We start from the raw sequence: 12,035 nt of genomic DNA, 5'->3' as shown, positions 1-12,035 counted from the left end.
TCTCTTCGTCGCACTCTCACTTTGTGTATAAGCGACCGGACGCCGGTCGACCGGGCCGAGGCCACCCGCATCGCGGCCGACCACCTGCACCCGATTCCGGACACCGACCGTCACATCGTCGAATTCACCGGCGGTTTCGTGGTTTTCGCCGTGCGGCCTTCGCACGCGCCACCGGACCGGCCGCTGCCGGTCGGCGGCTCGGTGCACGTCATCGACAAGGCAACGGGCGCGGTGTCATATTGGCCGACCTATCCCTGCGGGGTGATCGCTGCCCAGTACGCGACCGCCCGGGTGGTCGTCGACGACGAGTGGCCGGACGAGGAGCCCTAGGCTGGATTCAGACCGGATCACGTGGCCGCAGCCCGATGACCAGCGACGATCGCCTCTCCGGTGCGCAGGGATCAAGAACGAATTGCATACATAGCGATGTGTGCATATGATTGCGACCGATCGGACCCCAGGGAGAGGTGAACGTGATGGGCGCAGGACATGGTCACGACCACGGAGTGTCGGCCGACAGCGACAAGCGCTGGCTGGCCGGCGCGCTGGCGGTGATCGTCACCTTCCTGATCGGCGAGGTGATCGTCGGTATCGTGGCCGATTCGCTGGCCCTGCTCTCCGACGCGGCGCACATGACCACCGACGCCGCCTCCATCGCACTGGCGCTGGTGGCGATCCGGCTCGCGGCGCGCCCGGCGACCGGCCGGATGACGTTCGGCTGGAAGCGGGTGGAGATCCTGTCGGCCCAGGCCAACGGGCTGACCCTGCTGCTGCTGGCGCTGTGGCTCGGTTACGAGGCGATCCGCAGGCTGTTCGAGCCGCCGGAGGTGCACGGCACGCTGGTGCTGGTCACCGCGCTGATCGGCATCGTGGTCAATGTGCTGGCGACCTGGATGATCAGCCGCGCCGACCGGACCAGCCTCAATGTCGAGGGCGCCTACCAGCACATCCTCAACGACCTGTTCGCCTTCATCGCGACCGCGGCGGCGGGCCTTGTCATCATCCTCACCGGCTGGGTGCAGGCCGACGTGGTCGCCACGTTGATCGTGGTCGCGCTGATGATCAAGGCGGGCATCGGGCTGATCCGCGCGTCGAGCCGCATCTTCCTGGAAGCCGCGCCCGATTACCTCGACCCCGCACAGGTCGGTCGCGACATGGCCGCCCGCGACGGCGTGACCGAGGTGCACGACCTGCATATCTGGGAGATCACCTCCGGCGACCCCGCCCTGTCGGCGCATGTGCTCGTGCAGCCGGGGCACGACTGCCACGCGGTCCGCGAGGACATCGCGCACATGCTCGACCACGAGCACCACATCGCGCACGTCACCCTGCAGGTCGACCACGCCAGGCCGCAGGTGATCGGAATCGGCACCGTGGACGACGACAACCATTGCGCCGAGGCGCACGGCCCCAAGCACGTGTCGGCCGGGCACGCTCCGCACACGCACTGAACCGCAGACGAGGGAAGGCCCCACACCTGGACAGGTGCGGGGCCTTCTCGTCGGTCACGCGTCAGGGCGGACCCGGTCGTTTCATCGACCTAGGGGGCTTGATCAGCCGCCGAAGGAACCGGTCCACAGGGTGTTGACCAGGCCGTTCAGAGCGGCGCCGAGGGTGTCGAAGAGGCCGCTCAGGGCAGCGCTACCGGTGTCGATGATAACGGGGATCATAGTAATTCCTCTGTTTCTCGCATAGGCCCAGCCGGAGCTGGCTTACAGAGGGCGTATCGACACCCGAATGCCGCGAGTTACGGAATTCCGGAATTCGTGACCGCCGTAACAATCGACTCCATAAACCTATTACTACCTGCGGTTATGTCCCAAATACCGCATGTTTCTGAGGAGAATATGAGAACTCCGTGAGAGTCGTGTTGCACCATCCGATAAATCAGCATTTCCAATGCCCCAAGAAATAGGGGCACCGAAAAGATAGCGGGACATATGGTTCCACCTATTTCCCGGCGCCGCGGACCGGTCGGCCGCCGAGCATCAGCGCGACGAGACCGAGGAAGTCGAGGTGCGCGCGCAGGGCCGCGGCCGTGCGGGCGACGGAGGCGACCGTGGTCGTCCCCGACGTCGCCGGACGACCGGCGAAGCGATCGGCGAGCCAGGCGAGCACGACCGGAACGACGAGGAATTCCAGCGGCAGATGGGAACCGCGGCGCACCCGCAGGTACTCGACGACGGCCCCCGCTGCCCGATAGCGCTGGACGTGGGCGTCGATGTCGGCGACCGCGATCACCTCGTCGCGCACGCCCTGCACCACCAGCATCGGCGCGGCCGGGGCACGGGTACCCGGTTCGATGTCGGTGAGGATGCGCCGCAGCGCGGGCTCGGCCAGCAGCCCGGCCATGCCACCGCGCAGATGCCGGGCGACGTCGCGGCGGGCGAAGCGCCACAGCAGGGCGAAGGTGGTGCGCTGCTCTGCCTCGCCGAGCAGGCCGTGGTAGCGGGCGTCGAGGTGCTCGTGCAGGACCGGGTCCAGTTCCGGGTAGGCACGGCGCAGGCCGGCGACGAAGGCCGCGGGGAACCCGGCGAACCAGCCGCCGTTGAGGCGGACGAACGCCGCGGCGGGGTCACCGACCGGCGACCCGGCCGCCGCGCCGACGATGGTCAGCTCGGGCGCGTACTCGGCCGCCAGTTCCGCGGCCCACGCCGTCGCCAGACCACCGCCCGAATATCCCCACAGGGCGACCGGCGTCGTCGGCGTGAGGCCGAGCGGGGCGAAGCCGAGCGCGGCCCTGATCCCGTCCAGCGCCCGGTACCCGGGCTCGCGCGCCGCGCCGAACCGGCCGCCCAGACCTTCGTGATCGGGCACCGACACCGCCCAGCCCTGCCGCAACGCCATCGCGATGATCGGCAGCTCGAGCGGCGCGATGGACCCGGTGATCTTCGCGCCGTGCCGCAGGGCGTAGGACGGAAAGCATTGGGGCGCAACGGCATCGATGGCGCATTGAAAGGAGACCAGCGGACGCGGACGCGACGGGTCGGCGCCCCACGGCAGCAGCACCGTGGTGACCGATACCTCGGGTGCGCCGTCGAGATCGCAGGTGCGGTACAGCAGCTGCCAGGCCGCGATCCGCTGCCGCACCAGCCCGAACAGGGCCAGCTCCACCGGGCGCGTCCGCACCACCGTCCCCGGCGCGAGCGACTCGATGTCCGGCGGCGTGGCGTAGAACGGGTCGTTCGGCGGTAGCAGCGGAGCGGTGCTCCAGACCGTCAGCGCCAGAGCGTCGATGGTCATAGACTGCCGCCGCCACCGAAGAACCAGGGGTTGAACGTACAAGCCAAGGTGGGACTGCCTTCCGGATCGAGGGCACGCAGCGCGATCGAGGTGGCGCGCGGCGAATACATCATGGTCAGGTGGTCGGAAACGTCCTGCTCACAGCCGTCCTGCAGGGCGATGTTGTCCACGGTCGCGTCCGGCCCGGCCCGCAGGAACGCGAGGTCGAGGGGATTCATCACCTCGTCGTAGCGGGAGCCGACGACGGTGTAGGAGACGCCGGGCACCGTGTCACCGGTGGCGTTGAGTGTGGTGTAGAACGGCGAGCCGATGGCCTGCTCGACATTGGACGCGCCGATGATCGGCCGGTAGAAGCCGAGGATGTCGATGCCGGCGTTGTTGATCATGCGGCCGAGGGTGGCGATGCCGAGCAGCGCGGTGCCGTGGTGGGTGGCGCCGAAACTGATCAGCTTGCCGACCTTGCCCTGGCCGCCCTCGAACTTCAGATAGTGATTGGCGACGGTGCCGCCCTGGGAGTGGCCGACGATGTCGACCTGGTCGGACCCGGTGGCCGCGCGCACGCGCTCGATGAACGTGGCGACCTGGCGCGAGGAGTCGGCCATCGGGCCAACGCCGTAGCGGCCCGGCAGCACGGCGCCGAGGCCGCCGCCCTCGAGCAGGGCGGACTTGCCGAAGTTCAGGGTGAACACGCAGTACCCGGCCTTCGCCAGGCGCGGCGAGAGGTGGGAGAAGGTGTCGTAGGCATTGAGCCAGGTGCCGTGCAGCAGCACGACCGGGCGCGGATGCTGCGCGGTCGGCTTGCAGTCCCAGCGGTTGGCGCCGGGCGGCGCGGCATCGGGATGGAGCAGTCCGTAGGCGAAGGCGGGCAGGTAGGCCGACATCTCGGGCCCCTCGCCGACCGTGTCGGAGGAACGGCTGCCCGCCGAACCCGAGCTGCTGCCCGAGGCGCTGCCGGTGTCGGCGATGGCGGTGGGGCGGCGGCCGTCGGCGGCCGTGGTCATAGTGGCGTCCAGGTAGCCGGCCAGCGAGGCGATGGTCGGTTCCAGCGCGGGTTCTGCGGCGGCCTGGCCGGTCCCCAGAACCGAGGCCGCGGTCAGGCCAGCGGCGATGCCGAGTCCGCACAGGGTGCGGCGCAGGGGATGCGTCGTTGCAAACATGAGGTCACTTCCGTCGAACCGCGCCGGCCAGCGGTGGCTCGGACGCGCTCTGCGAATCTATGACCGCCGCCACATCGGTGTCACTGCACCGTGCACCGAGAAAACGCGCGGGAGCTTGGCGCGGGAACCAAGTTCTGTGCGTTTTCGATGGGACTGCCCCCTCGCGCCCTGTCCTCGGACACAATCGGGTCATGCTCGCCGAACACCCCGTTTCCGCACCACCCGCTTTGACCGCTCGACTCCTGACACGCTGGCCCCAGATCGCCGAGCGCATGCTCGCCGACGGCCTCGGCGCCACCGCACCCGCCGAGCTGCCGCCCGGCCATTTCACCGCCGAAGTGCTGCCGACCATCTACGCGTGCGGACGGGCTGTTCTCGAGGCGATCGCCGCCGACCGCGACTTCACCCAGGCCGAGGTGGCCGCGTTCGTCGCGCCCGTCGCCGAGCGGCACGCCGAGGACCGGCTGCCGCTGCCGATGCTGATCGGCGCGATCCACGGATCGGCGCAATCGGTGCTGGCCGAGGCGTTCGCGCTGACCGAGCCGTCGGAGATGAACGAACTGGTGCTGGTCGGCAGCAGGCTGCTCGACCTGCTGCGCCATATCAATATGACCGTCGTCGAGACCTACACCGAGGTCGAGCAGTCGATCTACCACGCCGAGCGCGAGGCCAGGCGGGAACTGTGTTCGGCGCTGGTGCGCGGCCTGCCCGCCGAGGAACTCGCCGCGCGCGCCGATACCGTCCTGGCCGACCAGTACACGGTCCTCGCGATCCACCTCAGCGAGGCGGCCCGCACCGGCAGTGCCGCCAACCTGGTGACCCGGCGCCGGATCCGGGTGCTGCAGCGCGCGCTGGACGAACTCACGGGCACCACCACCCCGGCCACCTTCGACGGCGCGAACGGAATCGCGTTGCTGAGCAGCGGTTCCGAGACCGATGTCCTCGACGCGCAGCGCTTCGACAACCTCGCCGCGCGGCTGGCCGAGCAGTTCGGGGTGACGGTGTATCTGGCCGAATTCTCCGGTGTCAGCCGCGACGGCATCCCGGCCGCGGCGAAGGACGCGGCCGAACTGACCGAGCTGGCGCGGCTGCGCGGCAAGCCGGGCGGCTGCTACCGCCTCGACGATCTGCTGCTCGAGTACCAGCTCACCCGGCCGGGTCCGGCGCGAGAACGCCTGGCGCAACGGGTGATTCCGCTGCTCGGCAGTCCACACCTGGTCGAAGCTCTGGAAGCGCATCTGCGCCACGGCGCCGACCGCAAGACGGCGTCACGGCGAATTCACGTGCACCCCAACACCTTCACCTACCGGCTGCGCCGGATCGCCGAACTCACCGGGCTCGATCCGGCCGATCCGACGGACTCCAGGATGCTGGCCGCCGCGCTCACCGTGCACCGGCTCGACTCCGCCCAGCGGCCCGGCGAGGACCCACAGGCCTAGCGGGTCAGCCGGTCGGTGACCACGCCGAGCCCGTCGGCGATCGCGGTGCGCTGTGCCGGGTCGAGTACGTCGACGAACACCCGGCGCACGACCTCGACGTGCCCCGGCGCCACGGCGTCGAGTTTGGCGCGGCCTGCCTCGGTCAGCACGGCGTTGACGCCCCGGACGTCGGTGTCATCGTCGACCCGCCGCACCAGGCCCGCCTTCTCCAGCTTGCCCACCTGATAGGTGAGGCCACTCTTGGAGGTGTAGAGGGCGGCGGCGAGGTCGGTCATCCGCATGGCGACGCCGGGCGCGGCGGCCAGCCGGACCAGGACCTCGTACTGGGTGTGCGTGAGTCCCTCGCCTTTCAGGTGCTGGTCGACCGCGCGGTCGACGAGCGCGCCCGCGGCGAGGAAGCCCACCCACGCCCGCATCTCCTCGGCATCGAGCCACCTGGGTTCTTCCATGCGGCAAACCCTAATCATCTCCGTGGAATAGCCGCTCGCCGCGTATTGTTCAAATTTGAACATAAGCAGACCGCCGATCCGAAGGGTCCGACCGTGACGATGCCTGTGCTCTACCTCTCCCACGGCGCCCCGCCGCTGATCGACCACGCCACCTGGCCCGCCGAGCTCGCGGCATGGTCGGCCGACCTGCCACGTCCGCGGGCGATCCTCATGGTCTCCGCGCACTGGGAGTCCGCGCCGATCACCCTCGGCGCGACCACGACAGTGCCGCTGGTCTACGACTTCAGCGGCTTCGCCCCGCGCTACTACGATGTGCGCTACCCGGCGCCCGGCGCACCCGAGCTCGCGGCGCGGGTGCGGGCACTGCTCGGCGGCGCGGTCGCCGACGACCCCGAGCGCGGCCTCGACCACGGCGCCTACGTACCGCTCACGCAGATGTATCCCGACGCCGACGTTCCCGTCCTGCAACTATCGATCCCTACACTGGATCCGCAGGACCTGATGAAGTTCGGCCGTTTGCTGGCCCCGCTGCGCGCCGAGGGTGTGCTCATCATCGGCAGCGGGTTCTTCACCCACAACCTGCGTGCGCTCACCGCCGACGACGTGCACGTGCACTCGTTCACCGCCGAGTTCGACGACTGGGGCCGCCGGGCGCTCGACGACCGAGACATCGACACGCTGCTCGACTTCGAGCACACGGCCCCCGCGGCGCGGCTGGCACACCCGCGCACCGAGCACTTCGCTCCCCTGTTCTTCAGCCTCGGCGCGGGCGCTGACGATATCGATTCCCTGCGGACCGTCATCGACGGTTACTGGTTCGGAATGGCACGACGCTCGATTCAGATCGGCTGACCAGCAGAAACGGAAGGATTCGCCATGACGACGACATCGACCACGACATCGACCACACCCACCGACGCCGGACTTCTGGTCCTGCGCCTCGGCGTCGGCGCGACCATGGCCGCGCACGGCACCCAGAAACTGTTCGGCTGGTTCGACGGCGGTGGCCTCTCCGGCACCGAACGATTCTTGGCCACCAGCGGCTATCCGATGGCCAAGCCCTTCGCCGTTGTGTTGGGGCTGAGCGAAACCCTCGGCGGCATCGGCCTGATTCTCGGACTGTTCACCCCGCTGGCCGCGGCGGCGATCCTGGGCACGATGCTCAACGCGATCGCGTTCAAATGGGGCGGCTTCTTCTCGCCCAAGGGCATCGAGTACGAGGTGATCCTGGCGGTGGCCGCGACGTGTCTGGCCCTCACCGGTGCGGGCGGTTTCGCCCTCGACCGGTTCGTCCCCGGGCTGCGCAACTACAAGCTCGTCTACGGCTTGGCGGCTATTGCGCTCGCGCTGATCGCGGCGGGCATCGTGCTGCTCATCCGAAATTGAAATACAACGAAAAAACCCGCTATTCGACGTGTGCATCGAATAGCGGGTATTCCGTTTCCCGACAAGGAAAGTCTATATTCAGCGCGTTTTACAGGTAGGCGCTGCACACCGGCCAGGCGCCGGGACCCTGCGCGGCCAGCACGTTCTCGGCGACGCGGATCTGCTCCTCGCGGCTGGCGTTGTCGGCGGTGCCGGCGCCACCGTAGGCCTCCCAGGTGCTCTGCGAGAACTGCAGGCCGCCGTAGTAGCCGTTACCGGTGTTGATGTTCCAGTTGCCCGTGCTCTCGCACTGCGCCACGGCGTCCCAGTTGTTCGCGGAGGCGGTAGCGGTGGTCAGACCGGCCGGAACGGCGATCAGCGCACCGGCGACAGCGGCGAAACCAAGGGCACGAGTGGTGAACTTGCGATTGAAAGACATAAGATTTTCCTGCCTGCGCCCACCGGCTCGGTGCTGGAAACTACCGCGTCCCTGCCCCTCAGGAATGTCGGGGATCCTCGAATCGCGGGGCAGGCTTTCCGGTGTTCTGCGATTCGATTCGGCTCGGGTTGTCGTTCAAGCCGTTACCGAATGTAGCCGGAATGCGAGCTGAGATCACGCCCCGATCACGGGGACGTCTGTAGCAGTCATTGCCCAAAGGAACAGCGTTCCCCGCAGGTCGGCCGTGACAAATTCGAAATCACATTACTGTCGTTATACGACTGTAATGTGACCGGGATCACTCAGCAATAGAGGCCTGGGTCACGTTTCGATCCCGGCGATTCGGGCATCGCGGACCCGGCGAGATCAGCGATAGTCGGGGTTCTCGAAGCCGAATCGGCAGCCCGCGTCCCATGCCGAGCGCTGGTTGCCGTGCGCTGGGATGCCGTTCGCATCGCGCAACATCCTGGCCAGATGCAGGAGATTCCAGGTCATGAAGGTGGTGTTGCGGTTGGTGAAGTCGTTGTCCGGGCCGCCCGAACCCGGGTCGAGATAGGACGGACCCGGCCCGGCCTCGCCGATCCAGCCCGCGTCGGCCTGCGGCGGGATGGTGTAGCCCAGGTGCTGCAGGCTGTAGAGGATGTTCATCGCGCAGTGCTTGACCCCGTCCTCGTTGCCGGTGATCACACAGCCGCCAACCTTGCCGTAGTAGGCGTACTGACCGGCGGCGTTGAGCAGGTGCGAGTTGCCGTAGAGGCGTTCGATCACCCGCTTGGTGACCGAACTGTTGTCACCGAGCCAGATCGGCCCCGCGATCACCAGGATGTCGGCGGCCATCACCTGCTCCTGCAGCGCGGGCCACTCGTCGGTGGCCCAGCCGTGCTCGGTCATATCCGGCCAGACGCCGGTGGCGATGTCGTGGTCGACCGCGCGGATGTGCGAGACGGCCACACCGTTCTCGGCCATGATGTGCGCGCTGACGTCGACGAGGCCCTGCGTGTTGCTCGGCTCGGGCGAGCGCTTGAGCGTGCAGTTGATGAACAGCGCCGACAGATCGTCATAGGTCGCCATGGTCGTTCGGCCTCCTCGAATGGATGACGCGACGACGGGCACGCCGCCCGCTGCACAACCCGTGACGTTACGTCCGCGATGTCACGCCCGAGGGTGCAGCGGCAACACAGCACGATGTCGTGGGCTCAGTGATGGGCGGTCAGCTCGAAGTACCGCTCGAGGCGGGCGCGCACCGTCGCCCTGGCGCGGTGCAGGATGACCCTCTGGTTGCCCGCGGAGAGGTCGAGCAGCTCGCAGACCTCGTCGGCGGAGTAGCCATCGATATCGCGCAGGGTCAGTACCGTGCGGTGGCGTTCGGGCAGGTCGGCGACGGCGGCGGCGAGCTGCCTGGCCAGCTCGGCGCGCTCGGCGGCGTCCTCGGGCTCGGACCAGGGCTGCGGCTTCTGCCCGATCGCCCAGTGGCCCGGGTAGCGGTCACCGGGCGGCCGGAAGCGGCTGGGATCCACGGTGGGCCCCTCGCCCTCGGGCAGCAGTGCGGCGAACGGGACGGTGCGATGCTCCTTGATCCCCCGCTTCTTGGCGGTGTTCACCAGAATCCGGTACACCCACGTCTTGAGCGAGGAACGGCCCTCGAACCGGTCGATACCCTGCACCACCGCCAGCCACGCCTCTTGCACGACCTCCTCGGCGGAGGCGTCGGTGGAGACGAACGAGCGCGCCAGGCGCAGCATCGAACCGGACCAGGCGTCGACGACCAGGGCGAACGTCGCCTCGACCCCGGCGCGCAGCTCGGCGACGAGCACGTCGTCCGCGGGCAGGGCGCCGTCGTGTCGCACAGGGTCTCCTCGCCGTCACAGCTCGCGTCGCTGGCAGCACAGTACCGCCGGGAGACCGTGTAACGCGCGCGATGGGTGCGGGAACGGAAGGGGCATGGGAGAGAAGGAGAAGACCATGGCACAGCGTCGTACCCGCCGGACCGTGCTGAGTGTGCTGGCGGTGGGCCTCGTGGCCGCTCTCGCGGTCGGCCTGTATCTGTTCCAGCCGTGGCGGCTGTTCACGACGACGACCGTCGACGAGGCGCCGATCTCCGCGGGTGCGCCGCTGTCGGTGATCGCGACCGGCGAGTTCCTCTCGCACGAGCACGACACGAGCGGTTCGGTGCAGTTGCAGCGCACGCCGGACGGCACCTTGGTCCTGCGGATCACCGATCTGCGCACGTCCGACGGGCCCGCCTTGCGGGTGTGGCTCACCGATCAGCCGGTGATCGGCGACGACTGGCACAACTTCGACGACGGCACGCATGTCGATCTGGGCGCGCTCGAGGGCAACGAGGGCAATCAGAACTACGAACTGCCCGCGGGCACGGATCTGTCGACCATCGAGTCGGTGAGTATCTGGTGCGCCCGCTTCCACGTGTCGTTCGGGGCGGCCACGCTGATTCCGGCCTGAGTTCAGGCGGGGCGGTGCCAGTCGCGGAACGCCGCGAGCAGGCTGGTGCGCGCCTCGCCGGACAGCTGCTCGGGCTCGAGGCGCCCGAGGTCACGGGTGGTGCGGCGGATCTGGTCGAGGTAGACCTCGCAGCCGTCGCACTCGGCGATATGGGCGAGGAAGCGCAGCTCGGCGTCTCCGTCGAGCGCGCCGTCGAGGAAGCGGGTGACCAACTCGACGAATTCGTCGCAGTCCACGCTGGCTCCTCTCGGTCGCTCGGCACAGCATATTCCTCACCGTTCAGAGCCTGCTCGGCCCGCGGCGTTACAGCTCAGGCGAGCACAAGTGCCGATGCTAGCGCGCACTTCCTCCCCGGCACAGCGTTCCTCATTGCGCACAGTGTGCGGTAGTCGTACAGTGTTCGACATGACGAACAACGTGCGAAACGGGCGGGACAAGCAGCGCGCGGACAGCGCACCCGGCCCGATCGCCGCGTTCGCGCGTTTCGTGGTCTGCGGCGGTGGGCTCGGGCTCGCGTCGAGCGTGGCGGTCGCGCAGCTGGCCGGGGTCATGCCGTGGGCGGTCGCGAACGCCGTCGTCACGATCGCGTCGACGGTCCTCGGCACGGTGCTGCACGCGCTGATCACCTTCGGCGGGCACACGCTGCCGGGGTGGCGCGAGCACCTGCAGTCGGCCGGATCGGCGGCGGCCGCCTACGCGGTGACGAGTGCGGCGATGTTCGTCCTGTTCGCGGTGCAGGCGACGCCGGGCGTCCTCACCGAGCAGATCGTCTATCTGTCGGCATCGGGACTGGCCGGGATCGCGCGATTCCTCGTGCTACGGATGGTTGTCTTCGCCGACGCGCGCAAGCCGACGACCACGCAGGCCGACTGCAACGCCCGGAAATTCGCGACCGTGCCGGTCGACTCGCAGCGGCCGGCTGCCGGGATGCGGTTGCGCCCGACCGCGGCCCGACTGTCGCACCCGGCCGCCTGGCCGCACAGGCATCGGATGCTCGCCGCGGCGTAGTCGCGAGGACGCGCCGCTGTTCGGAACCGAGATTCAGCCATGGCAGGCGAGATGGCGACGGCCGACGCTGTGCCGACCCCACCACCGCACCGCGTGCGGCTGGCACACCCTATTCGCCGGCCCGCCGCGCCCGAGCCCGCCGCTTCCCCTCATGCATCGCCTGCACCCGGGCGATCGGAATGGTGTGTCCCTCGGCGACCAGGTCGGCCGGAAGCTTTTGCGGTGCAGGCATTTCCGTCGCCCACGGATCGGTGTCACCGAGCAGGTTGGGCACGCTACGCAGCGTGAAGTCAGCCGGGATGACATCGTCGATATCGTTCCAGCGCAACGGAAACGACACCGAAACGCCGGGCCGGATACGCGGGCTGTAGGCAGCGATGACGGTCGCTCCGCCCGCCCGGGTGGAATCGAGGTAGACCTTGCCGTGACGGTCTTCCTTGATGAACGCGGTGGTGCCGACGGACGGATCGATCCC

13 protein-coding genes and 2 pseudogenes are annotated in these 12,035 nt (G+C 68.6%); 7 read left to right on the top strand and 8 right to left on the bottom strand.

What is annotated here, in order from left to right; all coding sequences use genetic code 11:
• Together ACFWPJ_RS12865 and ACFWPJ_RS12860 are read left to right on the top strand one after the other, a co-directional pair.
• Positions 1-330: hypothetical protein (locus ACFWPJ_RS12865; protein ID WP_378850355.1), on the top strand; the 330-nt coding region annotated here is incomplete at its 5' end.
• A 146-nt stretch (positions 331-476) separates the two neighbouring features.
• Positions 477-1,451: a cation diffusion facilitator family transporter gene (locus tag ACFWPJ_RS12860; protein WP_378850352.1), complete on the top strand. Its 975-nt coding sequence runs from the start codon at positions 477-479 to the stop codon at positions 1,449-1,451.
• A 499-nt stretch (positions 1,452-1,950) separates the two neighbouring features.
• Here the strand turns inward: ACFWPJ_RS12860 and ACFWPJ_RS12855 are convergent, their stop codons facing one another.
• Entirely contained in the window at positions 1,951-3,243 is a 1,293-nt protein-coding gene (locus tag ACFWPJ_RS12855) for a lipase family protein (protein ID WP_378850349.1), read from the bottom strand.
• Positions 3,240-4,400: an esterase/lipase family protein gene (locus tag ACFWPJ_RS12850; RefSeq protein WP_378850346.1), complete on the bottom strand. Its 1,161-nt coding sequence runs from the start codon at positions 4,398-4,400 to the stop codon at positions 3,240-3,242. The genes ACFWPJ_RS12855 and ACFWPJ_RS12850 overlap by 4 nt, the downstream gene beginning before the upstream one ends.
• A gap of 191 nt (positions 4,401-4,591) precedes the next feature.
• Between ACFWPJ_RS12850 and ACFWPJ_RS12845 the strand changes: the two genes are divergently transcribed.
• Complete coding sequence (locus ACFWPJ_RS12845) at positions 4,592-5,839, top strand: PucR family transcriptional regulator (protein ID WP_378850343.1); 1,248 nt, start codon at positions 4,592-4,594, stop codon at positions 5,837-5,839.
• Here ACFWPJ_RS12845 and ACFWPJ_RS12840 read toward each other — a convergent pair.
• Positions 5,836-6,288 carry a MarR family winged helix-turn-helix transcriptional regulator gene (locus ACFWPJ_RS12840; RefSeq protein WP_378850340.1) on the bottom strand — a complete coding sequence of 151 codons (453 nt, stop codon included), beginning with the start codon at positions 6,286-6,288 and terminating at the stop codon, positions 5,836-5,838. The two genes, ACFWPJ_RS12845 and ACFWPJ_RS12840, sit on opposite strands and share 4 nt — an antisense overlap.
• A 99-nt stretch (positions 6,289-6,387) precedes the next feature.
• Here ACFWPJ_RS12840 and ACFWPJ_RS12835 point away from each other — a divergent pair, with 99 nt between their 5' ends.
• Together ACFWPJ_RS12835 and ACFWPJ_RS12830 are read left to right on the top strand one after the other, a co-directional pair.
• Positions 6,388-7,140, top strand: coding sequence for a dioxygenase (locus tag ACFWPJ_RS12835; RefSeq protein WP_378850358.1), 753 nt, complete (start codon positions 6,388-6,390; stop codon positions 7,138-7,140).
• Positions 7,141-7,164: 24 nt separating this feature from the next.
• On the top strand, positions 7,165-7,674 hold the full coding sequence (locus ACFWPJ_RS12830; RefSeq protein ID WP_378850337.1) for a DoxX family protein: 510 nt from the start codon (positions 7,165-7,167) through the stop codon (positions 7,672-7,674).
• Between the two features lie 91 nt (positions 7,675-7,765).
• Here ACFWPJ_RS12830 and ACFWPJ_RS12825 read toward each other — a convergent pair.
• The 3 genes and pseudogenes from ACFWPJ_RS12825 to ACFWPJ_RS12815 all read right to left on the bottom strand — a co-directional run.
• A pseudogene (locus ACFWPJ_RS12825) lies at positions 7,766-8,092 on the bottom strand (transglycosylase family protein); the annotation flags it as partial.
• 366 nt (positions 8,093-8,458) lie between these two features.
• Positions 8,459-9,163: a flavodoxin family protein gene (locus ACFWPJ_RS12820; protein WP_378850334.1), complete on the bottom strand. Its 705-nt coding sequence runs from the start codon at positions 9,161-9,163 to the stop codon at positions 8,459-8,461.
• Between the two features lie 125 nt (positions 9,164-9,288).
• On the bottom strand, positions 9,289-9,939 hold the full coding sequence (locus ACFWPJ_RS12815; RefSeq protein ID WP_378850332.1) for an RNA polymerase sigma factor: 651 nt from the start codon (positions 9,937-9,939) through the stop codon (positions 9,289-9,291).
• A gap of 115 nt (positions 9,940-10,054) precedes the next feature.
• On the opposite strand from ACFWPJ_RS12815, the gene ACFWPJ_RS12810 reads away from it, so the two are divergent.
• Positions 10,055-10,552 carry a DM13 domain-containing protein gene (locus tag ACFWPJ_RS12810; RefSeq protein ID WP_378850329.1) on the top strand — a complete coding sequence of 166 codons (498 nt, stop codon included), beginning with the start codon at positions 10,055-10,057 and terminating at the stop codon, positions 10,550-10,552.
• Positions 10,553-10,554: 2 nt separating this feature from the next.
• Here the strand turns inward: ACFWPJ_RS12810 and ACFWPJ_RS12805 are convergent, their stop codons facing one another.
• Complete coding sequence (locus ACFWPJ_RS12805; RefSeq protein WP_378850327.1) at positions 10,555-10,788, bottom strand: anti-sigma factor family protein; 234 nt, start codon at positions 10,786-10,788, stop codon at positions 10,555-10,557.
• A gap of 169 nt (positions 10,789-10,957) precedes the next feature.
• Here ACFWPJ_RS12805 and ACFWPJ_RS12800 point away from each other — a divergent pair, with 169 nt between their 5' ends.
• Positions 10,958-11,560, top strand: a complete 603-nt coding sequence (locus tag ACFWPJ_RS12800) for a hypothetical protein (protein WP_378850324.1) — start codon at positions 10,958-10,960, stop codon at positions 11,558-11,560.
• Between the two features lie 109 nt (positions 11,561-11,669).
• On the opposite strand, the pseudogene ACFWPJ_RS12795 reads toward ACFWPJ_RS12800, so the two are convergent.
• Positions 11,670-12,035 (bottom strand): annotated as a pseudogene (locus ACFWPJ_RS12795) (ATP-dependent DNA ligase); the annotation flags it as partial.

This window comes from Nocardia sp. NPDC058497 (genome assembly GCF_042720195.1).
Lineage (GTDB): Bacteria > Actinomycetota > Actinomycetes > Mycobacteriales > Mycobacteriaceae > Nocardia.
The sequence above is the reverse complement of the archived record's forward strand: the minus strand, read 5'-3'. Positions and strand labels throughout refer to the sequence as shown.

Bases quoted from the DNA above. Each gene is read 5' to 3' on its own strand.
- ACFWPJ_RS12850 (WP_378850346.1), bottom strand. From the start codon at position 4,400: ATGTTTGCAACGACGCATCCCCTGCGCCGCACCCTGTGCGGACTCGGC.
- ACFWPJ_RS12835 (WP_378850358.1), top strand. From the start codon at position 6,388: ATGCCTGTGCTCTACCTCTCCCACGGCGCCCCGCCGCTGATCGACCAC.
- ACFWPJ_RS12860 (WP_378850352.1), top strand. From the start codon at position 477: ATGGGCGCAGGACATGGTCACGACCACGGAGTGTCGGCCGACAGCGAC.
- ACFWPJ_RS12845 (WP_378850343.1), top strand. From the start codon at position 4,592: ATGCTCGCCGAACACCCCGTTTCCGCACCACCCGCTTTGACCGCTCGA.
- ACFWPJ_RS12820 (WP_378850334.1), bottom strand. From the start codon at position 9,163: ATGGCGACCTATGACGATCTGTCGGCGCTGTTCATCAACTGCACGCTC.
- ACFWPJ_RS12855 (WP_378850349.1), bottom strand. From the start codon at position 3,243: ATGACCATCGACGCTCTGGCGCTGACGGTCTGGAGCACCGCTCCGCTG.
- ACFWPJ_RS12830 (WP_378850337.1), top strand. From the start codon at position 7,165: ATGACGACGACATCGACCACGACATCGACCACACCCACCGACGCCGGA.
- ACFWPJ_RS12840 (WP_378850340.1), bottom strand. From the start codon at position 6,288: ATGGAAGAACCCAGGTGGCTCGATGCCGAGGAGATGCGGGCGTGGGTG.
- ACFWPJ_RS12810 (WP_378850329.1), top strand. From the start codon at position 10,055: ATGGCACAGCGTCGTACCCGCCGGACCGTGCTGAGTGTGCTGGCGGTG.
- ACFWPJ_RS12800 (WP_378850324.1), top strand. From the start codon at position 10,958: ATGACGAACAACGTGCGAAACGGGCGGGACAAGCAGCGCGCGGACAGC.